The sequence below is a fragment of the Azotobacter tropicalis genome, from assembly GCF_059739045.1.
In genome coordinates this window covers 1,768,706-1,791,533 of sequence record NZ_AP046059.1, presented here as the reverse complement: position 1 = coordinate 1,791,533, position 22,828 = coordinate 1,768,706, and the positions used below count along the sequence as shown (strand labels likewise).

Sequence of the window (22,828 nt, the reverse complement as noted above, 5' to 3'; positions counted from 1 at the left end):
ACCTCGAAAAGGCGCCGTTCGGCGCCTTTTCTCTTGGCAAGCAGGGGGAGTCGAGAGATGAGCGCGTTCCATGATCTGACCTTGCGCGGGCTGGACGGGCAGGACCTGCCGCTGGCGCAGTTCCGCGACCGGGTGGTGCTGGTGGTCAACGTCGCCTCCAAGTGCGGCCTGACGCCCCAGTACGCCGGCCTGGAGAAGCTCTACCTGCAGTACCGCGGGCGCGGCTTCAGCGTGCTCGGCGTGCCGTGCAACCAGTTCGCCGGGCAGGAGCCAGGCAGCGAGGCGCAGATCCGCGAGTTCTGCACCCTCAACTACGGCGTGACCTTCCCCCTGGCGGCCAAGCTCGAGGTCAACGGCCCTAGTCGCGCGCCCCTGTACCAGTTGCTGGCGGGGGAGGGAGCGGCGTTTCCCGGCGACATCGGCTGGAATTTCGAGAAGTTTCTCGTCGGCCGCGATGGCCACGTGCTGGCGCGCTTCTCGCCGCGCACCGCGCCGGACGATCCGGCGCTGCCGCAGGCCATCGAGAAGGCGCTCGGCTGATCAGGGGCGGTCCTGCGCCTTGAGCAGGTCGCGGATCTCCTCGAGCAACTGCTGGTCGCGGGTCGGTGCCGGCGGCAGGGTCGGCGCCGCGGCCTCCTTGCGTTTGAGCTGGTTGATCGCCTTGACGCCGATGAAGATGGCGAAGGCAACGATCACGAAGTCGATCACCGTCTGGATGAACTTGCCGTAGGCCAGCATCACCGCTGGCGCGTCTCCCTGGGCCTGCCGGAGGGTGATCGCCAGATCGGAGAAATCCACCCCGCCGATCAGCAGGCCGAGCGGCGGCATGATCACGTCGCCGACGAAGGACGAGACGATCTTGCCGAAGGCCGCGCCGATGATGATGCCGACGGCCATGTCCACCACGTTGCCCTTGACGGCGAAGGCCTTGAATTCGCTGAGCATGCTCATTGGAGAACTCCTTGGATGGCGGTTTTCGGGAGTACCGGGCATCCCGCCGGTACGGCTCGGCGGCCGGGCAGGTACGTCTTGGAGAGTAGCCGCGCCGACTCTGCCATGCCGGGGAGGTCTGGGGAGGAGGGTGGTCCTGCGCGGATAGCCGGATGCGGCGCCTGGACGCCAGCCATCGCTCCCTGCCGGTCAGGCGGCCGGAATCCGTGCGCCCCGAGCCGCCGGCAGCCGCGGTCGGCGGCTGCTAAGGTGAAAGGGTCCGGTCCCGACCACAGGAGGAGTGCTTCATGTACTACGTCGACCCCCATTCCCTGAACAAGGATTTTCCGGACATGGCCGAGGCGTTGCTGCGCCTGCGTCAGACCAGCCCCAGCTTTTCCCGCCTGGTCGAGGACTACGAGGCGCTGGACAAGCGCATCTGCCGCGTCGAGAGCGGCACGGAGAACATGGACGACCTGCAGCTGAACGCATTGAAGCAGGAGCGGGTGGTGATGAAGGACGACATCGCCCGCCAGCTCAGAAAGGCGCTCGACAACAACAGGCACTGACGCGCCGAGCGCCGCGCACAGGCCCTTGCCGTGCCGCTATCATGCGCCCTTTACCGGCGAGCGGAGTTCCCATGGCCAAGGCCAAGCGCATGTACGGCTGCACCGAGTGCGGCGCCACCTTCCCCAAATGGGCCGGCCAGTGCGGCGAGTGCGGTGCCTGGAACACCCTGGTGGAAACCCTGCTGGAGGGCACGGCGACGCCGAACGGCCGCGGCGGCTGGGCCGGCCAGCAGGCCAACGTCAGGACCCTGGCGGAGGTCAGCGTCGAGGAGCTGCCGCGCTTCTCCACCGCCTCGAAGGAGCTCGACCGGGTGCTCGGCGGCGGCCTGGTGGACGGCTCGGTGGTGCTGATCGGCGGCGACCCGGGGATCGGCAAGTCGACCATCCTCCTGCAGACCCTGTGCAACGTCGCCGAACGCTTCCCGGCGCTCTACGTCACCGGCGAGGAGTCCCAGCAGCAGGTGGCGATGCGCGCCCGCCGCCTGGATCTGCCGCAGGACAAGCTCAAGGTGATGACCGAGACCTGCATCGAGGCGATCATCGCCACCGCCCGCCTCGAAAAGCCCAAGGTGATGGTGATCGACTCGATCCAGACCATCTTCACCGAGCAGCTGCAGTCGGCGCCCGGCGGCGTGGCCCAGGTGCGCGAGAGCGCGGCGCTCCTGGTGCGCTTCGCCAAGCAGAGCGGCACCGCGGTGTTCCTGGTCGGCCACGTCACCAAGGAGGGCGCGTTGGCCGGTCCCCGGGTACTCGAGCACATGGTCGACACCGTGCTGTATTTCGAGGGCGAGTCCGACGGCCGCCTGCGCCTCTTGCGCGCGGTGAAGAACCGTTTCGGCGCGGTCAACGAGCTGGGCGTGTTCGGCATGACCGACAAGGGCCTGAAGGAGGTTTCCAACCCCTCGGCGATCTTCCTCACCCGCGCCCAGGAGGCGGTGCCCGGCAGCGTGGTGATGGCCACCTGGGAAGGTTCGCGACCGATGCTGGTCGAGGTGCAGGCGCTGGTCGACAACAGCCACCTGGCCAACCCGCGGCGCGTCACCCTGGGTCTCGACCAGAACCGCCTGGCCATGCTGCTGGCCGTGCTGCACCGCCACGGCGGCATTCCCACCTACGACCAGGACGTGTTCCTCAACGTGGTCGGCGGGGTCAAGGTGCTGGAAACCGCCTCGGACCTGGCGCTGCTCGCCGCAGTGATCTCCAGCCTGCGCAACCGGCCCTTGCCCCACGATCTCCTGGTGTTCGGCGAAATCGGCCTGTCCGGCGAGATCCGTCCGGTGCCGAGCGGCCAGGAGCGCCTCAAGGAGGCCGCCAAACACGGTTTCAAGCGCGCCATCGTGCCCAGGGGCAACGCGCCCAAGGAGGCGCCGGACGGGCTGGCGGTGGTTCCGGTGACGCGCCTGGAGCAGGCGCTGGATGCGTTGTTCGAGTGAGTGCCGGGCGTCGGCTCCGTCAGCAGCGGACGCTACAATCGGGCCTTTTCTCTAGGGCCTGTTGACGTTTTGGCGTAGGCCGCGACGGCGGCCCGTTTGGCGCAGAACAAGGAACGAGGAGAGAAGTTTGGTCATTCCAAATGAACGAGGAGAGACGCCGTGCTGCGCCAAACGGGCCCCGTCCCTGTGGGTTGCGCGGCAAATGCCGCCATGCGGCGTTGCGGGGCTTGGCAAGGGAATGACCATTGCCGGCGACCCGCGCCTTGCCTGGCGGCATTTGGCGCGGCAACGCGGCTCACGCCAAAACGTCAACAGGCCCTAAGGAGTGCCGCCATGTCCAGCCACCCGATCCCCCGCATCCTGCCGCCGCCGGTCATCTACCTGCTCTTCGTCGGTTTCGCCTGGGGTCTGGATGCCCTGCTGCCGATAGCGCTGCCGTCCAACGACTGGACCCGCTGGGCCGGCTGGGGTCTGATCGATGCCGGCCTGGTGCTGATGCTCTGGAGCGCGCTGCTGATGATCCGCCAGCGCACTACCGTCAATCCCTACGGCACCCCGGCGAAGCTGCTCGAAGAGGGGCCGTTCCGCCTGTCGCGCAACCCCATCTACCTGGCCGATACCCTGGTCTACGCCGGCATCGCTCTGCTCCTGGCCAGCCTCTGGCCCTGGCTGCTGTTGCCGGTGCTGATCGTGTTCATGAACCGCACGGTGGTCCGCCATGAGGAGGCGCTGCTGACCGTGCTCTTCGGCGACGCCTATCGCGCCTACCAGGCGCGGGTGCGGCGCTGGATCTGACCGGCCCCGTTCAGAGCCGGGAGGCGCTCAGGGCGTACTTGATCAGCGCTGCCGAGCCGTCGATGTTCAGCTTGCGGCGGATGCTCAAACGATGGGTTTCCACCGTGCGCACGCTGATGTCGAGTTCGCGGGCCATGGCCTTGCTGTCCAGCCCCTGGGCGAGCATCTGCAGGATCTGGCATTCCCGTGGCGTCAGGTTGTGGGGCTCTGTGCTCCGTTCGGCGAGCTTGCGGGCGATTTCCGCGCTGTAGAAGCTGCCGCCGGCGGCGATGGCCTCGATAGCGGCGACGATCTCCCGGGACGAGGCGTCTTTCAGCACATAGCCGCAGGCCCCGGCGCGGATCGCAGTGCGCACGTATTCGATGTTGTCGTACATGCTGAGGATCAGCACCTTGAGGTCCGGGTGCTGGCGGCCCAGGGTGCGGGTTAGCTCCAGACCGTTGGTGTCTTTCAGGCCGATGTCGAGCAGCAGCAGGTCGGCCGGTACCCGGTCGAGCAGTTCGAGCGCTTCGGCGGCGCTTTCCGCTTCGCCCGCCACTTCGATTCGCGGCATGACGGCCAGCAAGGCCCGAATACCCTCGCGTACCAGTGCATGGTCGTCGACCAGAACGATCCGGATCGGGGGGCTGGAGTTCATGCTGCAGCTCTTCTTATGGGGTGAACGACAGGCCGGCGTTCAGGCGGCCGGCACGGGCAATATTACACAGATTCCGGTATGGCCAGAGCTGGACGATAGGCTGAAGCGACCGCCGAGCTGCTCGACCCGTTCGCGGATGTTGCGCAGGCCGATGCCCTTCTGCGGCTGTTCGATGGTGCGCGGATCGAAGCCGACGCCGTCGTCCCGCACCTGCAACTGCACGCCGTTCACGCAGGGTTCCAGGTCGATGAGCACCATGCCGGCCTGGGCATGGCGCTCGATGTTGGTCAGCGCTTCCTGAACGATGCGAAACAGCGCCACCGCCACCCCGTCGGGCAGCCGGGTGTCGTGCAGGTCGTTGCGGTAGATCACCGCCAGACCGCAGCGCTGCTCGAATTCGGCGGCCAACTGGCCGAGGGCGGCCGGCAGGCCCAGGGTGTCGAGCAGCGAGGGACGCAGGTCGTGGGAAATCCGCCGGATCTCGCCGATGGCGCCGCCCAGCCGCTCGATGGCCTTGCCGAGGATCGCCAGCCCCGCGGACTGGCCGGCCTCCAGCTGATGAGCGGCCAGCTCGAACTGGAACTTGATCGACACCAGCAGCTGGCTGATGCCGTCGTGCAGTTCCCGGGAAACCCGCGAGCGCTCCTCTTCCTGCAGGTAGACGATGCGCCGGTTGAGCGACTGCAGTCTGCTGTCGGCCAGCCGGTGCTCGCGGACGCTCAGGGTCAGGCCGCCGGCGAAGACCAGCAGCACCGCCACCAGGGCGATGGTGGCGATGGCGACCATGGTGGCGCGTATCCCGCCGGCCACCTCCTCGCGGACCAGACGGGTCGCCTGCTCCACATCCTCGAGGTAGATCCCGGTGCCGAGCATCCAGCCCCAGGGTTCGAGGATCACCACGTAGGCCAGCTTGTCGGTCACCTGGCCGGTCGAGGGCTTCTGCCAGGCGTAGCGCTGGAAGCCGTCGCCATGGGTCGCGCTCTCGATCAGCGCCTGGACGGCGGGCAGGCCGTGGGGATCGGTCAGGTTCCACAGGTCGCGGCCGATCAGCTCGGCCTGGCGGGGATGCATCAGGTTGCGGCCCCGGGTGTCGTAGACGAAGAAGTAGCCGTCCTGCCCGAAGTTGAGCTTGGCCAGGGCCTCCAGGGCCTGCCGGCGGGTTCTGGCATCGTCCGGACCGGCGGCCTGCAGCGGGGCGATGACGCTCAGTGCCATGGCCACATAGTTCTTCAGTTCGGCGCGCTTGCTGGAGAGGATGGCGTTCTCGATCAGCCGGGCCTGTTCTTCGCCCAGGCGCTGGTTCTGGACGATGACCAGGGCGCAGATCAGCGCCACGGCCAGCAGCAGCGGCAGGAGGCTGAGGGCGACGATCTTGTGTTTGAGCTGCATGGGCCTTCTCGTGGGGAGCGGGGCGCGGAGCCGCGCCGGGATTGTCTGCCGAAGGCGCGTCTGCCGGACGAGCGGCACGGGAGGGCGCCGGGTCCGGAGATTCTGTCCTAGGATTTCCAGTAGGAGCGTTTTGCCGGCTGTCTGCCTGCGACCGCTGGCCTGGCGCCGTGCCAGAGGGTTGCCAGGCCTGTCCGGGGAGGGGAATGGGCATGCCCGGCTCGCGGCGGCTGCGTAGTTTTACGTAGTGGCCCTGAGTAGCACTGCGAATATCGGCGCGTGCGAGATGTGGCGATAGTAGCAAGGCTCCATCTCCGGAGCGCGACAATTCCAACAACGACGCTGCGGGCCGCCCGGCCGGCGGCAGGAGAACGCAATGAACCGACTGGTCTCTCATCTCGCCTGGTTCGCCCTGGCGGTGCTGGGCGCCGCCGCCTTGGGCGTCGTGGCCCTGCGTCGAGGCGAAGCCATCAACGCCTTGTGGATCGTGGTCGCCGCGACGGCCATCTACCTGGTCGCCTATCGCTACTACAGCCTGTTCATCGCCACCCGGGTGATGCAGCTCGATCCGCGCCGTGCCACCCCGGCGGTGCTCAACAACGACGGCCTGGACTTCGTGCCGACCAACCAGCACGTGCTGTTCGGCCATCACTTCGCTGCCATCGCCGGCGCGGGTCCGCTGGTCGGCCCGGTGCTCGCCGCGCAGATGGGCTACCTGCCCGGCACCCTGTGGCTGATCGCCGGGGTGGTGCTGGCCGGTGCGGTGCAGGACTTCCTGGTCCTGTGCATTTCCACCCGCCGCAACGCCCGTTCGCTGGGCGACATGGTGCGCGAGGAGATGGGGCGGATTCCCGGCACCATTGCGCTGTTCGGCTGCTTCCTGATCATGATCATCATCCTCGCGGTGCTGGCGCTGATCGTGGTCAAGGCCCTGGCCCACAGCCCGTGGGGCATGTTCACGGTGATCGCGACCATCCCGATCGCCATGTTCATGGGCCTGTACATGCGCTACATCCGACCCGGGCGCATCGGCGAGATCTCGGTGATCGGCATCGTCCTGCTGCTGGGCTCGATCTGGCTGGGCGGCGCGATTTCCACCGACCCCTACTGGAGCGCGGTGTTCACCTTCAGCGGCGTGCAGATCACCTGGATGCTGATCGGCTACGGCTTCGTCGCCGCGGTGCTGCCGGTATGGCTGATCCTCGCCCCGCGCGACTACCTGTCGACCTTCCTGAAGATCGGCACCATCGTCGCCCTGGCGATCGGCATCGTGATTCTCAACCCCGACCTGAAGATGCCGGCGCTGACCCAGTTCATCGACGGCAGCGGTCCGGTGTGGAAAGGCGCGCTGTTCCCCTTCCTGTTCATCACCATCGCCTGCGGTGCGGTGTCCGGCTTCCATGCGCTGATCGCCTCGGGCACCACGCCCAAGCTGCTGGCCAACGAGACCCATGCCCGCTACATCGGCTACGGCGGCATGCTGATGGAGTCGATGGTCGCCATCATGGCGATGGTCGCCGCCGCGGTGATCGAGCCCGGCGTGTACTTCGCCATGAACAGCCCGCCGGCCATCGTCGGCGCCGATGCCGCCAGCGTGGCGGCGGCGGTCAGCAACTGGGGCTTCGCCATCACTCCCGAGGCACTGGAAGGCGTGGCCCGCGACATCGGCGAAACCACCATCCTGGCCCGTGCCGGCGGTGCGCCGACTTTGGCCGTGGGCATCGCGCAGATCCTCCATCAGGTGCTGCCGAGCGCCGGCTCCATGGCGTTCTGGTATCACTTCGCCATTCTGTTCGAGGCGCTGTTCATCCTCACCGCGGTGGACGCCGGCACCCGCGCCGGGCGCTTCATGCTCCAGGACCTGCTCGGCAACTTCGTGCCGGCCCTGCGCCGCACCGACTCCTGGGGCGCCAACGTGCTGGCCACCGCCGGCTGCGTGGCGCTCTGGGGCTACCTGCTGTACCAGGGCGTGGTCGATCCGCTGGGCGGCATCAACACCCTGTGGCCGCTGTTCGGCATCTCCAACCAGATGCTCGCCGGCATCGCCCTGATGCTCTGCAGCGTGGTGCTGATCAAGATGAAGCGCCAGCGCTACGTCTGGGTCACCCTGCTGCCGGCTATCTGGCTGCTGATCTGCACCACGGTGGCGAGCCTGATCAAGCTGTTCGACCCGAACCCGGCGGTCGGCTTCCTCGCCCTGGCCAACAAGTACACCGCGGCGCTGGACGCCGGCCAGATCCTGGCGCCGGCCAAGGACCTCGGCCAGATGCAGAACGTGATCATGAACGCCTACACCAACGCCGGTCTCAGCGTGCTGTTCCTGGTAGTGGTGTTCAGTATCCTGTTCTACTCGCTGAAGGTCGGCCGCGCCGCCTGGGTCGTCGAGGAGCGCACCGACAAGGAAACGCCCTTCCAGGCGATTCCCGGCGCCTGATCCGGCTCCGGGCTCCTTCGGGAGCCCGGTCTTGAGCAACAGAGGAGAGGTTCCGTGTTCAACGATCTCAGCCGCATGGGCAAGTATCTCGGCCAGGCCGCCCGCATGCTGGTCGGCATGCCCGACTACGACACCTATGTCGAGCACATGCAGAGCAAGCATCCCGACCAGCCGGTGATGAGCTACGAGGATTTCTTCCGCGAGCGTCAGGACGCCCGCTATGGCGGCGGCAAGGGACGGCCGGTACGCTGCTGTTGACGTTGGGTAGGGCGCGGGTGCAACCCGTCGCCTTACGCCCCCTGTCGGATCGTTACACCTGGCATTGCATCCACGCGCCACGCTCCGCCGTGGCGCGTTTCGTTTCGAGGAACGCTTCATGTCCCAGACTCCCATTCCGGTCACCGTGCTCAGCGGTTTTCTCGGCGCCGGCAAGACCACCCTGCTGCAGTACCTGCTCGAAGCCGAGCACGGCCTGAAGATCGCGGTGATCGAAAACGAGTACAGCGAGGCGCCGATCGACGGCCAACTGCTCGGCGCCGCGCCGGTCGAGGTGATGACCCTGGCCAACGGCTGCGTCTGCTGCTCGATCCATGTCGAGCTGGAGAAGGCGTTATTTCTCCTGCTCGAGCGCCGGGACGCCGGCGAGCTCGACTTCGACCGCCTGGTCATCGAGTGCACCGGCCTGGCCGATCCGGCGCCGGTGGCGCAGACCTTCTTCGCCGACGACGAGCTGTGCGACCGCTACGTGCTCGACGGCATCATCACCCTGGTGGATGCCGCCAATGCCGGGCGCCACTTGCAGGAGGCCATCGCCCAGGCCCAGGTCGGCTTTGCCGACCGCATCCTGCTGAGCAAGACCGACCTGGTCGCGGCCGAGGCGGTCGAGGCGCTGAGCCAGCGCCTGCAGCGCATCAACCGCCGCGCGCCGGTGCGCATCGTCGAGCACGGGCGCATCGATCTGGGCGAGCTGCTCGACGTGCGCGGCTTCAACCTCAACGCCGACTTCGGCCAGGCCCTGACCCTGCGCCCGCTCGTCCCGGCCGCCAGCAAGGACCGCATCGCCACCCTGGTGCTGCGCAGCGAGCAGGCGCTGGACCTGGAGCGCCTCGGCCTGTTCATGGAGGGGCTGCTGGCGCGCTACGGCAACTCGCTGCTGCGCTACAAGGGCGTGCTGCACCTGGCCGGCGAGTCGCGGCGCATGGTGTTCCAGGGCGTGCTGCGCCTCTATGGCTTCGACTGGGCCGAGGAGTGGGGTGCCGACGAGACACGCGAGAGCGTGCTGGTGTTCATCGGCGACAACCTGGCGGAGGAGGAGATCCGCGCGGGATTCGCCGAGGTGCTGGGCTGAGCTGCAGCGCCTCGGTGATAGCGGGTCTCCAGCCAAATGCCGAATGCCCGCGGGGCCAGGGGCGGACATTCGCCACCTGGCTGGGGCGCCGGCCGGTGCGGCGGTGGTCAGGCGGAGATCGGCGCACGCCAGTCGTCGGAGCCGGAGGTGCCGGACACCTCGTGGGTCCAGACGATCTTGCGGTAGGTGAAGTAGACGTCCTCCAGATGGGTGAAGTGCGCCATGTTCGGGTCTTGGCAATTCGGCATGCGCGATTGCACGTCGACGATCACCGCGTCCTCCAGCTCGATGGTGAAGTAGTGCTCCTGGGTGCCGGTGGCCGAGGTGCGGAACCATTCCAGGCGGCACTTGGCCAGGCGCTCGCCGGAGGTGAGGGCGTTGAAGATCAGCGGCGAGGACTTGTCGAACACCTTGGTGATCATCAGCGGCTTGTGCACGCGCTGGCCGGTGGGCTGGCCGGATTGCGGGTCGCGGGAATGATCACCTGGTGGTTGAAGGCCTGGACCAGGATCTGGTCTTCGTGGCCTTCCTGGAAGATGTTGCCGACCGAATCCTCGGTGAAGGTGCCGGCGGTGATCAGGCCCTGCTTGGTGCCTTCGAGGGACAGGTACGCGGGGGTTGGCATGGGGGCTCTCCTTGCTGGGTGGTGGACCGGAGCGGTCCGGTGCCGAAACGTACACAAGAGCCGTGCCGAATCCGTGTGGCCTTGCAAATCAATGGGTTGGCTTGGAGGGGCCGGGATTGTGTGACGGCCGTCGATGACTCCTGCGCAGCTTCTTGCGGAGAGGTGGGCGGGAAGTTGCCTTGCGTCCCAGACCGCAGCCGCCGGGCCCGGAGGCCGCTTTCGGGCGCGACCGGGAGCCAAGGCTTGCGCAGCGGATGCGTTGCCGGACGGTCGCGTGGTGCGCCGGGGGCCTGAACGAAAAAGCCCGGCGCAGGGCCGGGCTTTTCCAGGAGGGTGAGGCTTACTTGCCGTAAACCGGGAGCTTGGTGCAGATCGCCTTGACCTTCTCGCGCACGGCATCGATCACCGCAGCGTTGTTCAGGTCGGCGAGGATGTCGCAGATCCAGCCGGCCAGTTCGCGGCACTCGGCCTCCTTGAAGCCGCGGGTGGTCACGGCCGGGGTGCCGATGCGCAGGCCGGAGGTGACGAAGGGCGAGCGCGGGTCGTTCGGCACGCTGTTCTTGTTCACGGTGATGAAGGCGCGGCCCAGGGCAGCGTCCGCATCCTTGCCGGTGATGTCCTGCTTGATCAGCGACAGCAGGAACAGGTGGTTCTGGGTGCCGCCGGACACCACGTCGAAGCCGCGCTCGATGAACACCTGGGCCATGGCCTGGGCGTTCTTCACCACCTGCTGCTGGTATTCCTTGAACTCCGGCTGCAGGGCCTCCTTGAAGCACACCGCCTTGGCGGCGATCACGTGTTCCAGCGGGCCGCCCTGGGCGCCCGGGAAGACCGCGGAGTTGAGCTTTTTCTCGATCTCCTCGTTCTGGCGGGCGAGGATCAGGCCGCCGCGCGGACCGCGCAGGGTCTTGTGGGTGGTGGTGGTGACCACGTCGGCGAAGGGGATCGGGTTGGGGTACACGCCGGCGGCGACCAGGCCGGCGACGTGGGCCATGTCGACGAACAGGTAGGCCCCGACCTTGTCGGCGATGGCGCGGAAGCGCGGGAAGTCCAGCACCTGGGAGTAGGCGGAGAAGCCGGCGACGATCATCTTCGGCTTGTGCTCGAGGGCCAGGCGCTCGACCTCGTCGTAGTCGATCAGGCCGTTGCCGTCGATGCCGTACTGCACGGCGTGGTACAGCTTGCCGGAGGAGGACACGCTGGCGCCGTGGGTCAGGTGGCCACCGTGGGCCAGGCTCATGCCGAGGATGGTGTCGCCGGCGTTGAGCAGCGCCAGGTAGACCGCGGCGTTGGCCTGCGATCCGGCGTGCGGCTGGACGTTGGCGTAGTCGGCGCCGAACAGCTGCTTGGCGCGGTCGATGGCCAGCTGCTCGACGATGTCGACGTATTCGCAACCGCCGTAGTAGCGCTTGCCCGGATAGCCTTCGGCGTACTTGTTGGTGAGCACCGAGCCTTGGGCTTCCATCACGGCGGGGCTGGTGTAGTTCTCGGAGGCGATCAGCTCGATGTGATCTTCCTGACGCTGGGCTTCTTGCTCCATGGCGGCGAACAGTTCGGCGTCGTAGCGGGCGAGGGTCAAATCACGGCTGAACATGGCAATCCCCTGAGTTCGGCTGGGCGGTAAATTAAAGAGGGCGCGAATTCTACCTTATCCGCAGCAGGCCGGCACATGAAAGACGATCAACTGTGGACGAGCCGGACTCATGCGGCAGCGCGCCGTCTCCCCAGTAAAGCCGCTCGCCGCCGGCGCTGCCCTCGTCTGGCTTGCCCGGCGCATTTCGGGTAGCTTTGCCGCCACGCGCGGGGGACCGGGCAGCCGGTGTCACCGAGCTGTCGCGGATCGCCGTTCGGCCGCGCCCCTGGCCGGGCGCCCCCGTCTTCCCGTTTCCATTTCCTGGTCGAAACCAAGGTCATCCATGGCTCAATACGTCTACACCATGCATCGGGTCAGCAAGGTCGTGCCCCCGAAGCGTGAAATCCTCAAGGACATCTCCCTGTCGTTCTTCCCCGGCGCGAAGATCGGCGTGCTCGGCCTCAACGGCGCGGGCAAGTCGACCCTGCTGCGGATCATGGCCGGGGTCGACACCGAGTTCGACGGCGAGGCCCGGCCGATGCCCGGTATCAAGGTCGGCTACCTGCCGCAGGAGCCGCAGCTCGATCCGGAGAAAACCGTGCGCGACATCGTCGAGGAGGCGGTGGGCGAGATCAAGCAGGCCCAGGCCCGCCTGGACGAGGTCTATGCCGCCTACGCCGAACCGGATGCCGATTTCGATGCGCTGGCCGCCGAGCAGGCCAAGCTGGAAGCGATCCTCCAGGCCGCCGATGGCCACAACCTGGAGCGCCAGCTGGAAGTCGCCGCCGACGCTCTGCGCCTGCCGCCGTGGGAGGCGAAGATCGAGCACCTCTCCGGCGGCGAGAAGCGTCGCGTGGCGCTCTGCCGCCTGCTGCTGTCGGCCCCCGACATGCTGCTGCTCGACGAGCCGACCAACCACCTGGACGCCGACTCGGTGGCCTGGCTGGAGCAGTTCCTCCACGACTTCCCCGGCACCGTGGTGGCGATCACCCACGACCGCTACTTCCTCGACAACGTCGCCGGCTGGATCCTCGAACTGGACCGCGGCCACGGCATCCCCTTCGAGGGCAACTACTCGCAGTGGCTGGAGTCCAAGGCCGCCCGTCTGGCCCAGGAGGCCAAGGCCGAAGCCGCCCACGCCAAGGCCATGAAGGCCGAACTGGAATGGGTGCGCCAGGGCGCCAAGGCCCGCCAGGCCAAGTCCAAGGCGCGCCTGCAGCGTTTCGAGGAGATGCAGTCGCAGGAATTCCAGAAGCGCAGCGAAACCAACGAGATCTACATCCCGGCCGGGCCCCGCCTGGGCGACAAGGTCATCGAGTTCAGCCACGTGCGCAAGGGCTACGGCGACCGCGTGCTGATCGACGATCTGTCCTTCGCGGTGCCCAAGGGCGCCATCGTCGGGGTGATCGGCGGCAACGGCGCGGGCAAGTCGACCCTGTTCCGCATGATCCTCGGCCGGGAAACCCGGATGCCGGCAGCATCGACCTCGGCGACAGCGTGCAGATCGCCAGCGTCGATCAGAGCCGCGAGAATCTGGACGGCAGCAAGACCGTCTGGGAGCAGGTTTCCGACGGCCTCGACCAGATCCGCATCGGCAACTACGAGGTGCCTTCGCGCAGCTATGTGGGTCGCTTCAACTTCAAGGGCGCCGACCAGCAGAAGTTCGTCAAGGACCTCTCCGGCGGTGAGCGCGGCCGCCTGCACCTGGCGCTGACCCTGAAGCAGGGTGGCAACGTGCTGCTGCTCGATGAGCCGTCCAACGACCTCGACGTGGAAACCCTGCGCGCGCTGGAAGAGGCGCTGCTGGACTTCCCGGCTCGGCCATCGTGATCTCCCACGACCGCTGGTTCCTCGACCGCATCGCCACCCACATCCTCTCCTACGAGGACGACTCCAGCGTGGTGTTCTTCGAGGGCAACTACACCGAGTACGAGGCCGACCGCAAGAAGCGCCTCGGCGACGCCGCGGCCCAGCCGCACCGGGTGCGCTACAAGAAGCTGGCGTAAACTCGAAGGCAGCCACAGGCAGCCCTGAAGCGAAAAGCCCCTGCCGGATCGGCAGGGGCTTTTTCGTTGCGGCGTCTCGGCTGTTTGCCGGCAACCTGGGGGCCACGGGGAGGGATGCCATGTCTTCACTGCACGGGATGATCGAGGCGGTTGGCCTCATGGTCGATGCCGCCGGAGTCCTAGTCATCGTCCTCGGCATCCTGACCGCCACGTTGCGGTTCTGCGTCGCCGGCCGGCGGACGGCCACCCCGTATCGGCAGTTCCGCCAGGATCTGGGACGGGGCATTCTGCTCGGGTTGGAGTTTCTGGTAGCGGCCGACATCATCCGCACGGTGGCCGTGACCCCGACGATCGAGAGCGTCCTGGTCCTGGGACTGATCGTGGTGATCCGAACCTTCCTGAGCATGTCCCTGCAGGTCGAGTTGGAGGGGCGCTGGCCGTGGCAGCGGGCGGCGGAGCCGGCAGGCCGGGGCGATTCGGACGTCTAGCTGGAGCAGCCCTTCCCGTACAGGATGCCGGAAAGCAAAAGCCCCCGGCCGGTGCCGAGGGCTTGGGTCATGCGCAGCAGCATCCCTGCCAGGAGGCATGGGGGCGAGTCAGGCCGGCTGACCGTTCTCGTCGAAGTCGAGTACCGTGACTTCCTCGTCGACGTCGGTGATCTCGGCCTGACGCAGCGCGCCGTTGGCGTGGTAGCTGTAGATGTGCTGCAGCTCCAGCTCGCCGTAGACGATCTTCTCCATCTTGATCAGACGGTCCTGTTCGTCGAAGTGGCCGCGGAAGAAGGTGTTGCGGTTGTGGAGACCGGCTTCGTCGAGTTCGTTCATCAGCTTCAGCGGCAGCTTGATGCCGCTGTAGGTGACGAAATGGCGGCAGGTGCCGGTGGCTTCGCTGCTCATGTTTCCTCTCATCGGGTGTGGGTTTTCGAAGGCGCGATGATCGCACAAAGCGTTGGCCGTGCGGCATGGTCGGAAATCTGCGGCGCCCGGAGAGGCGCTAGGCCGCCGTGAGGCACCGAGGCGCGACGATTGCGCGTTGCGCCACGCTTCCGGCAAGCTGCGCCGCCGGACCTCTTTTTTCGGAGCGATACGCCAATGCTTTCCAAACTCCTGATCGGCCTGCTCGGGCCGGTGGTCAAGATGCTCGTCGGGAAGGTCCTGGACGAGTTTTCCGATTGGCTGTTCGACCGGCTTCGGGAGATTCTGCGCCGGCGCCGGGCGGCGAATCTGGCGAGAGCCGAGGCCAGGGCCGCACAGGCGGACGAGCAGGCACGCCGGGCCGGCACGCCGGACGAGGCGCGCGAGCAGGAGGCGGTCGCCCGGGTCTGGCGCGAGGTGGCGGAAATGTTCCGTCAGGAGAACGAGGCGCTGAAGGCGGAGCTGGAGGATGTGCGGCGCAGCGCCGGGCATCAGGTACAGCAGGCGGTGGCCGCCTTGCCGCTCGAGCAGATCGTCGAGCCGGCCAGGAAGGCGCTCGAGAGCGATGGGGCAGGACGCCCGCTCCGTCTCGGCGGACCGGCGGCGAGCAGGGAATAGGGCGGCAGGGCCGTAGACCTCGCGCACGGTCGTCTCAATAGTGATACCAGCGCAACTGCAGGCTCAGCTCACTGGCAGGGGAACCCATGTGGCTGAATTCGCGCCGGGCGGCCAGGCGCAGGCCGAGGTTGTTGGCGATTTCCCATTGCTGGACCAGGCTCAGCTCGCGGCGCACCTCGCCGTTGTGGAAGTAGTCGGCGCGGGCCTCGAGGCCGAGGTTGCCCAGGCGGTTGCGCCACAGCAGTCCGGCGTCGAAGCCGGCCGCCGGGCTGATGAGGGCAGCGAAGTCCTCGTTCTGCTCCAGCCGGGCGGTGGCCAAGGCGAAGCCGAGTAGTCCGTCGGCGAGTTGCCAGGTGGCGCCGGCGCCGCCGCTCAAGTGACCGACCAGTTGCTCGTCGTCGTGACGCCCTTTGCCGATGACCCGTTCCAGCCCGCCGCCGATCTGCCAGGACCAGGGCGAGAGCAGCGCGCTGCGCGGGGTCAGCGAGCGGATGTTGGCCACGTCCAACCGCTGCAGCTGCCAGTGGTTGTCCTCGTACTGGCGCAGCTTGAGCTGGGCGATCTCGATCTGCGCACCGAGAGGAAAGCCGGCGAGGTTGTCCTGCAGGTCGTGGTAGGCCATGCGCAGGCCGTATTCGGCGAAGCTCTGGTCTTCTCGGCTGCCGAGGGCGAGTTGCCAGGTGCGCGATTCGTGGCCGTTCTCCGGCGCCTCCGGGCGCCCCTCGGCGAGCCGCGGCGGCGGGTTGCGGTTGATCGCCTGCAGCAGGCGGTAGCTGTCGCGGGCGCTGGCGTCGTCGCGTTCCTCGCCGTTCTTGCGGTAGCGGATCAGCCGGTAGGCGGCATCCTGGATCAGCGCCCGGCGCTCGGCCGGCAGCCTCTGGAAGGCCGGGCTGGCGAGCGGTGCGCTGTCCTCGGCCAGGCGCCGCGTCCACGCCAGCTCCGAGCGGCTCAGCGGTTTGGCGCGCGCGAGCAGCTCTTTCTCCCGCGAGGGACGGTAGTCGGTACGCTCGATCAGTCCGGCCTGCTGCACCGCGCGCACGGTGTCGGCGGGGATGGCGGTGAGCGGGAACCGGTCGGTCAGCTCCAGGCCCGGACGGGCGATTTCCAGCAATTCGAGCAGGCGATAGGAGCAGTTTTCGTCGAAGAAGTAGTAGTCGAACTGGATCTGTCGCAGCTCCCAGACGTGCTCGACCATCCGCCCGGTTTCCTCGGCGCTGAGGTTCAGGCGGTATTCCCAGAGGTCGCGGTTTTCCAGTCGGCTGTATTCGGCGAGCTTTTCCCGGTACGGCAGCAGGGCGAAGAGGCCGGGATAGCCGCCCATCAGGCCCTTCCAGGCATACAGGATGCTGTTGTCGCTGCCCTCGATGTAGGCGCCGAAGTTCAGCGCATAGCTGAGCAGCGGGCTGCCCCGGGTGTCGAGGCCGGCCGGGTCGATGCGCAGCAGGGTGTGGCCGAACATCGACGAGGGGCTGTTCAGGTAGGCGGCGGGAAACACCAGCACCGTGCTGTACGGAGCGATGTCGGCATACCAGTCGGTGTATTCGCGGCACTGCGGTTGCGGCAGGTCGTCCAGCGCCAGGCGCTCGCGCAGCCAACGGGTGCGAGCCGGGAAGCGGCACTGCGGATGGCGGTCGGCGAGGGCCGGCTTCTGGTAGAGGGCGGCCAGGGTAGCGGCGAGCTCCGCGGTTGGATCGCGTTCGCCCCGCTCGGCCAGGAAGAATTCCGCATCGTCGACATGGCTGCGCCAGCCGCCCAGTCGGTCGCGCTGGTAGTGGCCGAGGGCGAGCCAGAAGGGCTCCGCGGCCAGAGCGTGCAGGCGTGAGGCCGGCACTTGCGGTGCGGCCTGGAGCGCGGCGCAGGCGCCGCCCAGCAGAAGGGGAAGCAGGCGTTTGAGCATGGGGGGATGAAAAAGTCGGACAGAAAAGTGCCCGCCGGAGCGGGCACGAAACAGCAGCGGGGCGGGGTGCCCCGGCCAGGTCAGGCCTGCTCGGCGTACTTGGCCAGGCGTGCGTCTTTCTTCAGCACGGCGAGGGTGGCGTTGTGCACGTCCTCGGCGGTGACGTCGGCAGAGCTGAAGATTTCCATGAAGTGCTCATGGGTCACGGCGGCGAAGTGGGCACGGTCTTCCGGCTGCACGCCGAGGACCACGGCATAGGTGGTCAGAGCCTCGCCGTCGCCCTTGGCCATGTCCTCGGACAACTCGTCCATAATGCTGCCCAGTACCAGCATCGGCTGCCGGCGTAGGTCAGGGCGCCATCGGTACGGCAGCCGTTGTGCCGGAGGTCATGCCGAAGGTGGCGTTGCCCGAAGTGCCGTTGGTGGTCGAGGCGACCAGGTGCGAGGCCAGGCCGCGCTGCCCCTTGAACAACATGTTGCCCCAGCCGCAACTCGGGCCGCCCGGTGCCTCGGCGAAGGCATTGACGGAGACGATGGCAAACAGGGAACCCAGCAGAATCCTTTTCATTGATGATCTCTTCTTCTTCATGTGGAGAAACGGGCCGGTCCTGGCCGGCCGGTGCGCAGCATTTTGCAATGCAGGGGGGCTGTCAAGCCGGCCGCCCCGGTGGTGGGCTAGGCGCTTGATGCAGATCACTGCATATCGCCCAGCCTGGGCCACACTGAAGATGAGTATGGTCGATTCCAGGGAGCGAACATGGCCGACATTTTCGATCCGCAGGACACCCTCGAGCGTCTATATCGGGAGTATCGGCAGCGCGCCGAGGCCATTCGCGACGACCTGGCCCGGCCGCACGACGCGGATGCCACCGAGCGGGCCGGCGAGCGGCAGAACGACGAGGTCCTGCAGGCCCTGCTGGTCGAGGCCGAGGCGGGCCTGCGCCAGGTCGAGCGGGCGCGCCAGCGATTGGCGGAGGGGCGCTACGGCCTCTGCCGGCGCTGCGGACAGCCCATCGAGCCGGCACGCCTGGCCGCTCTGCCGGTCGCCGAACTCTGCCTGCATTGCGCCGGGCTGGAGCACTGAGGCGTGTGATGGCCGTTTGCTCGAGTGCGAAGCCTCGTCCGCCGTGCGGCATCGATGGGGCGCCTTGCGGCGGGTCGGTGCGAAGGCCAGAATGACGACTGTTTTTCCCCTCTCCGCGGCCCCTGGCCGCCCGATGTAAGGACTCCCGATGCCCGACTCCGTTGCTGCCGGCCTGCGCCTGGCACCCGATGAGCTGACCCGTCCCTTCGACCCCGCCCAGTTCGACTTCGCCAGTACCGACGAGCTGGAGCCCTTCCGCGGCGTGCTCGGCCAGGAGCGCGCGGTGGAGGCGCTGCAGTTCGGTGTGGCGATGCCGCGCCCGGGGTACAACGTCTATGTCATGGGCGAGCCGGGTACCGGCCGCTTCTCCTACGTCAAGCGCTATCTGCAGACCGAAGCCAAGCGTCTGGAAACGCCAGCCGACTGGGTTTACGTCAATCACTTCGAGGAGCCGCGCGAGCCACGCTCGCTGCAGCTCGCCGCGGGTAGTGCCAGTGAGTTCATCGCCGACATCAATCTGCTGGTCGACAACCTGCTGGCGACCTTTCCGGCGGTGTTCGAGACGCCGACCTATCAGCAGAAGAAGAGCGCCATCGACCGCGGCTTCAACCAGCGCTACGACCGTGCCCTCGACAGCATCGAGCGGCAGGCGCTGGACAAGGGCATCGCCCTGTACCGCGACAGCAGCAATATCGCTTTCACGCCGATGAAGGACGGCAAGGCGCTGGACGAGGCCGACTTCGCCCTGCTGCCCGAGACCGAGCGTGAGCGTTTTCACGAGGATATCGGCAGCCTCGAGGAGCGCCTCAACGAGGAGCTCTCCAGCCTGCCGCAGTGGAAGCGCGAATCGAGCAACCAGCTGCGCCAGCTCAATGAGGAGACCATCACCCTGGCCCTGCAGCCGCTGCTTGCGCCGCTCTCGGAGAAGTATGCGGAGAGCGCCGGAGTCTGTGCCTATCTGCAGGCGATGCAGGTCAACCTGCTGCGTACCGTGGTCGAGCAACTGGGCGACGAGAGCGCCCCGGATGCCCAGCGGCGCGCGCTGCTGGTCGAGCAGTACTGCCCGAGCCTGGTGGTCGGTCATCATTGCCGGGGCGGCGCACCGGTGGTGTTCGAGCCGCATCCCACCTACGACAACCTGTTCGGCCGCATCGAATACGGCACTGACCAGGGGGCGCTCTACACCAGCTATCGCCAGCTGCGTCCGGGCGCGCTGCACCGCGCCAACGGCGGTTTCCTGATCCTCGAGGCGGAGCGGCTGCTCGGCGAGCCCTTCGTCTGGGATGCCCTCAAGCGCGCCCTGCACTCGCGTCAGCTGAAGATGGAGTCGCCGCTGGCCGAGCTGGGCCGCCTGGCCACCGTGACCCTCACCCCGCAGGTCATTCCGTTGCAGGTCAAGGTGGTGATCGTCGGCTCGCGGCAGCTCTACTACGCGCTGCAGGAGGTGGATTCGGACTTCCAGGAAATGTTCCGCGTGCTGGTGGATTTCGACGAGGAGATTCCCCTCGCCGACGACAGCCTCGAACAATTCGCCCAGTTGCTCAAGACGCGTACCTCGGAGGAGGGCATGGCGCCTCTGTCCGGTCCGGCGGTGGCGCGCCTGGCGACCTACAGTGCGCGCCTGGCCGAGCACCAGGGGCGGCTGTCGGCGCGCATCGGCGACCTGTTCCAGCTGGTCAGCGAGGCCGACTTCGTCCGCCAGCTGGCCGGCGCGGCGCTGACCGACGTCGGTCACATCGAGCGCGCCCTGAAGGCCAAGGAAACCCGCACCGGACGGGTTTCCGCGCGGATTCTCGACGACATGCTCGCCGGTATCATCCTGATCGATACCGAAGGCGCGGCGATCGGCAAGTGCAACGGCTTGACCGTGCTGGAGATCGGCGACTCGGTGTTCGGCGTGCCGGCGCGGATTTCCGCCACCGTCTATCCGGGCGGCTCGGGCATCGTCGACATCGAGCGCGAGGTCAACCTCGGCCAGCCGATCCACTCCAAGGGGGTGATGATCCTCACCGGCTACCTCGGCAGCCGCTATGCCCAGGAGTTTCCCCTGGAAATTTCGGCGAGCATCGCCCTGGAGCAGTCTTACGGCTACGTCGATGGCGACAGTGCCTCCCTCGGCGAGGTCTGCACGCTGATCTCGGCGCTGTCGCGTACACCGCTCAGGCAGTGCTTTGCCATCACCGGCTCGATCAACCAGTTTGGCGAGGTGCAGGCGGTCGGCGGGGTCAACGAGAAGATCGAGGGCTTCTTCCGGCTCTGCGAGGCGCGTGGGCTGACTGGCGAGCAGGGGGTGATCATCCCGCGCGCCAACGTCACCAACCTGATGCTCGACGAGCGCGTGCTGCAGGCGGTACGCGCCGGACGTTTCCATGTCTATGCGGTACGTCAGGTGGACGAGGCGCTCAGCCTGCTGCTCGGCGAGCCGGCCGGCACGCCGGATGGGCTGGGACGTTTCCCGACCGGCAGCGTCAACGCGCGGGTGGTCGAGCGGCTGCGGGAAATCGCCGAGATGGGCATGGAGGAGGACTCCGGCAAGCCGAAGGAGCCGCAGATCGGCCTTCAAGAGTGAGTGGGGCCGGCCCTGCCCGGCAGGGCGGGGCGGTCGAATGCCGCAGGCCGGTTTCCGCTTGTCCTGGATCCGTTCACAGATTTATCCACAGGCTGGCGAGACGTAAAAATCTTCCTGGGTTGCCGTGCGAGGTGTACGCTGAAAGCACGACCCTGAAGGGGGATTGCCTATGTCTCGCACGCTTTGTCTGGTCCGCAACTGCTTGGGACTGACCGTTCGCATCGAATTGGTAGCCCGTCCTCTGGCGGGAGAGCAGGGGCTGTGGACGCTGCTCTTCGCCGCCGGTCTGTCCGGTGCACAGCCATCCTCGGTCAAGGCGCAGGGGCCGTTTCGCGGGCCTGTGGCGGCAGAGCGGGTGCTCGAAGAGGTGGCCGCGACCCTGGCCGGCGTGGGCTATCAGGAGTGCTCCGACCCGCTCATCTGGTGCCTTCATCTGCAGGCCGAATTGCGGCGCCTGAACGGTCCACGACGCTGCCGCCCGGGAAGCTGCGAGTCCCGGCCGGAAGTCTGAGCGCACGCTGTTCGAGATTTGTACGGCGGGCGCGAAGGACCGTCCGCCGTGCTTCGGAGCGGTTCATCCGCTCGTCGTTCACAGGGTTATCCACAGAGTCTGGGGATATGTTGCCGGGCGTTTCCGGTTCTGGCGGACGTCTTTGTCCCGACCATGCCCATGGGTATACTCGCCGCCGTTTTTGGCTGAGTGAATGCCCTATGGAACGTTTTCTCGAAAATGCGATGTATGCTTCCCGCTGGCTGCTGGCGCCGATCTATATCGGTTTATCCCTGGCCCTGCTGGCGCTGACCCTGAAATTCTTCCAGGAGGTTTACCATCTGCTGCCGCACGTGCTCGACATGGCCGAGGAGGAGTTGATCCTGGTCCTGCTGTCGATGATCGACATGTCGCTGGTTGGTGGATTGCTGGTGATGGTAATGATTTCCGGCTACGAGAACTTCGTCTCCCAGTTGGACATCGACGAGGGGAAGGAAAAGCTCGACTGGTTGGGCAAGATGGATTCCGGCTCGCTGAAGTTGAAAGTGGCTGCCTCCATCGTGGCCATCTCCTCGATTCACCTGCTGCGCGTGTTCATGGATGCGCAGAAGATCCCCAACGACAAGCTGTTGTGGTATGTGCTCATCCACATGACTTTCGTTGTCTCTGCCTTCGTTATGAGCTATCTGGAGAAGATGACCAAGCACGCCCATTGAGGCGGCTGCTTCCGGAGCGCCTTTCCCCTGTGCGACAGCATGCCCGCGGATCATCTTTCCTGTCCTGCACCAGTGCTTGTGCTAGTCTGTCGGGTCTTTTCACCGACTGGAACTCCGTCATGAGCGAACTCAATCTTTCCACCGACGAAGCCCGGGTCAGTTACGGCATCGGGCGCCAGTTGGGCGACCAGATCCGTGACAACCCCCCGCCCGGGGTCAGCCTCGAGGCGGTGCTGGCCGGTCTGGCCGATGCCTTCGGCGGCCAGCCCAGCCGGGTCGAGCCGGCTGCGCTGTCGGCCAGCTTCAAGGTCATCCGTGATCGCATGCAGGCCGAAGCCCAAGTCAAGGCCGAGGCGGCGGCCGCCGAAGGCGTCGCCTTCCTCGCTGAGAACGCCAAGCGCGAAGGCGTCATCGTTCTGGCGTCCGGCCTGCAGTACGAGGTGCTGACGGCCGGCGAGGGCCGCAAGCCGGGCCGCGAAGACCGTGTGCGCACCCACTACCACGGTACTCTGATCGATGGCAGCGTGTTCGACAGTTCCTATCAGCGCGGCCAGCCGGCCGAGTTCCCGGTTGGCGGGGTGATCGCCGGCTGGACCGAAGCCCTGCAATTGATGAACAGCGGCAGCAAATGGCGCCTCTATGTGCCGAGCGAACTGGCCTATGGCGACCAGGCCATCGGCAGCATCCCGCCGCACAGCGTGCTGGTGTTCGACGTCGAACTGCTGGACGTAATGTAAGAGCGGACTCCGCGGACAGTCGCGAGCGGAAACGAAAAAGCCGGACATCATGGTCCGGCTTTTTCATT

20 protein-coding genes and 3 pseudogenes are annotated in these 22,828 nt (G+C 66.9%); 15 read left to right on the top strand and 8 right to left on the bottom strand.

Annotated features, from left to right (window positions below; translation table 11 throughout):
- Nucleotides 1–57: 57 nt before the first annotated feature.
- Complete coding sequence (locus tag Atro_RS08365; RefSeq protein ID WP_497927206.1) at nucleotides 58–540, top strand: glutathione peroxidase; 483 nt, start codon at nucleotides 58–60, stop codon at nucleotides 538–540.
- On the opposite strand, the gene mscL is transcribed toward Atro_RS08365, so the two are convergent.
- Nucleotides 541–951: a large-conductance mechanosensitive channel protein MscL gene (gene mscL / locus Atro_RS08360; protein WP_497927205.1), complete on the bottom strand. Its 411-nt coding sequence runs from the start codon at nucleotides 949–951 to the stop codon at nucleotides 541–543.
- Nucleotides 952–1,238: 287 nt separating this feature from the next.
- Between mscL and Atro_RS08355 the strand changes: the two genes are divergently transcribed.
- The 3 genes from Atro_RS08355 to Atro_RS08345 all read left to right on the top strand — a co-directional run bounded on the left by Atro_RS08355 (nucleotide 1,239) and on the right by Atro_RS08345 (nucleotide 3,727).
- Entirely contained in the window at nucleotides 1,239–1,499 is a 261-nt protein-coding gene (locus Atro_RS08355; RefSeq protein WP_497927204.1) for an HP1242/YdcH family protein, read from the top strand.
- A 71-nt stretch (nucleotides 1,500–1,570) separates the two neighbouring features.
- Nucleotides 1,571–2,932, top strand: coding sequence for a DNA repair protein RadA (gene radA, locus Atro_RS08350; protein WP_497927203.1), 1,362 nt, complete (start codon nucleotides 1,571–1,573; stop codon nucleotides 2,930–2,932).
- Between the two features lie 333 nt (nucleotides 2,933–3,265).
- Entirely contained in the window at nucleotides 3,266–3,727 is a 462-nt protein-coding gene (locus Atro_RS08345) for a methyltransferase family protein (RefSeq protein ID WP_497927202.1), read from the top strand.
- A 10-nt stretch (nucleotides 3,728–3,737) separates the two neighbouring features.
- Here the strand turns inward: Atro_RS08345 and Atro_RS08340 are convergent, their stop codons facing one another.
- The gene (locus Atro_RS08340) at nucleotides 3,738–4,364 is read right to left on the bottom strand and encodes a response regulator (protein ID WP_497927201.1); all 627 of its coding nucleotides are present in this window, start codon (nucleotides 4,362–4,364) and stop codon (nucleotides 3,738–3,740) included.
- A 39-nt stretch (nucleotides 4,365–4,403) separates the two neighbouring features.
- Complete coding sequence (locus Atro_RS08335; protein WP_497927200.1) at nucleotides 4,404–5,753, bottom strand: cache domain-containing protein; 1,350 nt, start codon at nucleotides 5,751–5,753, stop codon at nucleotides 4,404–4,406.
- Nucleotides 5,754–6,126: 373 nt separating this feature from the next.
- Here Atro_RS08335 and Atro_RS08330 point away from each other — a divergent pair, with 373 nt between their 5' ends.
- The 3 genes from Atro_RS08330 (at nucleotide 6,127) to yjiA (ending at nucleotide 9,532) form a co-directional block, all read left to right on the top strand.
- Nucleotides 6,127–8,184, top strand: coding sequence for a carbon starvation CstA family protein (locus tag Atro_RS08330; RefSeq protein ID WP_497927199.1), 2,058 nt, complete (start codon nucleotides 6,127–6,129; stop codon nucleotides 8,182–8,184).
- Between the two features lie 54 nt (nucleotides 8,185–8,238).
- On the top strand, nucleotides 8,239–8,442 hold the full coding sequence (locus Atro_RS08325; RefSeq protein WP_131299946.1) for a YbdD/YjiX family protein: 204 nt from the start codon (nucleotides 8,239–8,241) through the stop codon (nucleotides 8,440–8,442).
- A gap of 118 nt (nucleotides 8,443–8,560) precedes the next feature.
- Entirely contained in the window at nucleotides 8,561–9,532 is a 972-nt protein-coding gene (gene yjiA, locus Atro_RS08320) for a GTPase (RefSeq protein WP_497927198.1), read from the top strand.
- A gap of 107 nt (nucleotides 9,533–9,639) precedes the next feature.
- On the opposite strand, the pseudogene Atro_RS08315 reads toward yjiA, so the two are convergent.
- Nucleotides 9,640–10,157: pseudogene (locus Atro_RS08315) on the bottom strand (Hcp family type VI secretion system effector).
- A 340-nt stretch (nucleotides 10,158–10,497) separates the two neighbouring features.
- Nucleotides 10,498–11,751, bottom strand: a complete 1,254-nt coding sequence (glyA, locus tag Atro_RS08310; RefSeq protein ID WP_497927197.1) for a serine hydroxymethyltransferase — start codon at nucleotides 11,749–11,751, stop codon at nucleotides 10,498–10,500.
- A gap of 322 nt (nucleotides 11,752–12,073) precedes the next feature.
- On the opposite strand from glyA, the pseudogene ettA reads away from it, so the two are divergent.
- Both ettA and Atro_RS08300 read left to right on the top strand, forming a co-directional pair.
- Nucleotides 12,074–13,736 (top strand): annotated as a pseudogene (ettA, locus tag Atro_RS08305) (energy-dependent translational throttle protein EttA).
- Nucleotides 13,737–13,855: 119 nt separating this feature from the next.
- Nucleotides 13,856–14,224: a DUF1622 domain-containing protein gene (locus tag Atro_RS08300; protein ID WP_497927196.1), complete on the top strand. Its 369-nt coding sequence runs from the start codon at nucleotides 13,856–13,858 to the stop codon at nucleotides 14,222–14,224.
- A 108-nt stretch (nucleotides 14,225–14,332) separates the two neighbouring features.
- Here the strand turns inward: Atro_RS08300 and Atro_RS08295 are convergent, their stop codons facing one another.
- A complete protein-coding gene (locus Atro_RS08295) occupies nucleotides 14,333–14,632 on the bottom strand; it encodes a DUF6156 family protein (RefSeq protein ID WP_497927195.1) in 300 nt (99 codons plus the stop codon).
- Nucleotides 14,633–14,827: 195 nt separating this feature from the next.
- On the opposite strand from Atro_RS08295, the gene Atro_RS08290 reads away from it, so the two are divergent.
- Nucleotides 14,828–15,268, top strand: coding sequence for a hypothetical protein (locus Atro_RS08290; RefSeq protein WP_497927194.1), 441 nt, complete (start codon nucleotides 14,828–14,830; stop codon nucleotides 15,266–15,268).
- Between the two features lie 34 nt (nucleotides 15,269–15,302).
- Here the strand turns inward: Atro_RS08290 and Atro_RS08285 are convergent, their stop codons facing one another.
- Both Atro_RS08285 and Atro_RS08280 read right to left on the bottom strand, forming a co-directional pair.
- Nucleotides 15,303–17,165 carry an Lnb N-terminal periplasmic domain-containing protein gene (locus Atro_RS08285; protein ID WP_497927193.1) on the bottom strand — a complete coding sequence of 621 codons (1,863 nt, stop codon included), beginning with the start codon at nucleotides 17,163–17,165 and terminating at the stop codon, nucleotides 15,303–15,305.
- 80 nt (nucleotides 17,166–17,245) lie between these two features.
- Nucleotides 17,246–17,732, bottom strand: a pseudogene (locus tag Atro_RS08280) (DUF3015 domain-containing protein).
- A 189-nt stretch (nucleotides 17,733–17,921) separates the two neighbouring features.
- Here Atro_RS08280 and Atro_RS08275 point away from each other — a divergent pair.
- From Atro_RS08275 to bamJ, 5 genes are all read left to right on the top strand, one after another.
- Nucleotides 17,922–18,248 carry a TraR/DksA family transcriptional regulator gene (locus Atro_RS08275; RefSeq protein WP_497927192.1) on the top strand — a complete coding sequence of 109 codons (327 nt, stop codon included), beginning with the start codon at nucleotides 17,922–17,924 and terminating at the stop codon, nucleotides 18,246–18,248.
- A 148-nt stretch (nucleotides 18,249–18,396) separates the two neighbouring features.
- Nucleotides 18,397–20,817 (top strand): Lon protease family protein, encoded by a 2,421-nt coding sequence (locus tag Atro_RS08270; RefSeq protein ID WP_497927191.1) that lies wholly within the window; start codon nucleotides 18,397–18,399, stop codon nucleotides 20,815–20,817.
- 169 nt (nucleotides 20,818–20,986) lie between these two features.
- Entirely contained in the window at nucleotides 20,987–21,328 is a 342-nt protein-coding gene (locus tag Atro_RS08265; protein WP_497927190.1) for a PA4575 family protein, read from the top strand.
- A 200-nt stretch (nucleotides 21,329–21,528) separates the two neighbouring features.
- On the top strand, nucleotides 21,529–22,023 hold the full coding sequence (locus Atro_RS08260; RefSeq protein ID WP_497927189.1) for a TIGR00645 family protein: 495 nt from the start codon (nucleotides 21,529–21,531) through the stop codon (nucleotides 22,021–22,023).
- 119 nt (nucleotides 22,024–22,142) lie between these two features.
- Nucleotides 22,143–22,760 (top strand): BamJ family beta-barrel-assembly machinery protein, encoded by a 618-nt coding sequence (gene bamJ, locus Atro_RS08255; protein WP_497927188.1) that lies wholly within the window; start codon nucleotides 22,143–22,145, stop codon nucleotides 22,758–22,760.
- Nucleotides 22,761–22,828 lie beyond the last annotated feature (68 nt).

Bases quoted from the DNA above. Each gene is read 5' to 3' on its own strand.
- Atro_RS08365 (WP_497927206.1), top strand. From the start codon at position 58: ATGAGCGCGTTCCATGATCTGACCTTGCGCGGGCTGGACGGGCAGGAC.
- mscL (WP_497927205.1), bottom strand. From the start codon at position 951: ATGAGCATGCTCAGCGAATTCAAGGCCTTCGCCGTCAAGGGCAACGTG.
- Atro_RS08355 (WP_497927204.1), top strand. From the start codon at position 1,239: ATGTACTACGTCGACCCCCATTCCCTGAACAAGGATTTTCCGGACATG.
- radA (WP_497927203.1), top strand. From the start codon at position 1,571: ATGGCCAAGGCCAAGCGCATGTACGGCTGCACCGAGTGCGGCGCCACC.
- Atro_RS08345 (WP_497927202.1), top strand. From the start codon at position 3,266: ATGTCCAGCCACCCGATCCCCCGCATCCTGCCGCCGCCGGTCATCTAC.
- Atro_RS08340 (WP_497927201.1), bottom strand. From the start codon at position 4,364: ATGAACTCCAGCCCCCCGATCCGGATCGTTCTGGTCGACGACCATGCA.
- Atro_RS08335 (WP_497927200.1), bottom strand. From the start codon at position 5,753: ATGCAGCTCAAACACAAGATCGTCGCCCTCAGCCTCCTGCCGCTGCTG.
- Atro_RS08330 (WP_497927199.1), top strand. From the start codon at position 6,127: ATGAACCGACTGGTCTCTCATCTCGCCTGGTTCGCCCTGGCGGTGCTG.
- yjiA (WP_497927198.1), top strand. From the start codon at position 8,561: ATGTCCCAGACTCCCATTCCGGTCACCGTGCTCAGCGGTTTTCTCGGC.
- glyA (WP_497927197.1), bottom strand. From the start codon at position 11,751: ATGTTCAGCCGTGATTTGACCCTCGCCCGCTACGACGCCGAACTGTTC.
- Atro_RS08300 (WP_497927196.1), top strand. From the start codon at position 13,856: ATGTCTTCACTGCACGGGATGATCGAGGCGGTTGGCCTCATGGTCGAT.
- Atro_RS08295 (WP_497927195.1), bottom strand. From the start codon at position 14,632: ATGAGCAGCGAAGCCACCGGCACCTGCCGCCATTTCGTCACCTACAGC.
- Atro_RS08290 (WP_497927194.1), top strand. From the start codon at position 14,828: ATGCTTTCCAAACTCCTGATCGGCCTGCTCGGGCCGGTGGTCAAGATG.
- Atro_RS08285 (WP_497927193.1), bottom strand. From the start codon at position 17,165: ATGCTCAAACGCCTGCTTCCCCTTCTGCTGGGCGGCGCCTGCGCCGCG.
- Atro_RS08275 (WP_497927192.1), top strand. From the start codon at position 17,922: ATGGCCGACATTTTCGATCCGCAGGACACCCTCGAGCGTCTATATCGG.
- Atro_RS08270 (WP_497927191.1), top strand. From the start codon at position 18,397: ATGCCCGACTCCGTTGCTGCCGGCCTGCGCCTGGCACCCGATGAGCTG.
- Atro_RS08265 (WP_497927190.1), top strand. From the start codon at position 20,987: ATGTCTCGCACGCTTTGTCTGGTCCGCAACTGCTTGGGACTGACCGTT.
- Atro_RS08260 (WP_497927189.1), top strand. From the start codon at position 21,529: ATGGAACGTTTTCTCGAAAATGCGATGTATGCTTCCCGCTGGCTGCTG.
- bamJ (WP_497927188.1), top strand. From the start codon at position 22,143: ATGAGCGAACTCAATCTTTCCACCGACGAAGCCCGGGTCAGTTACGGC.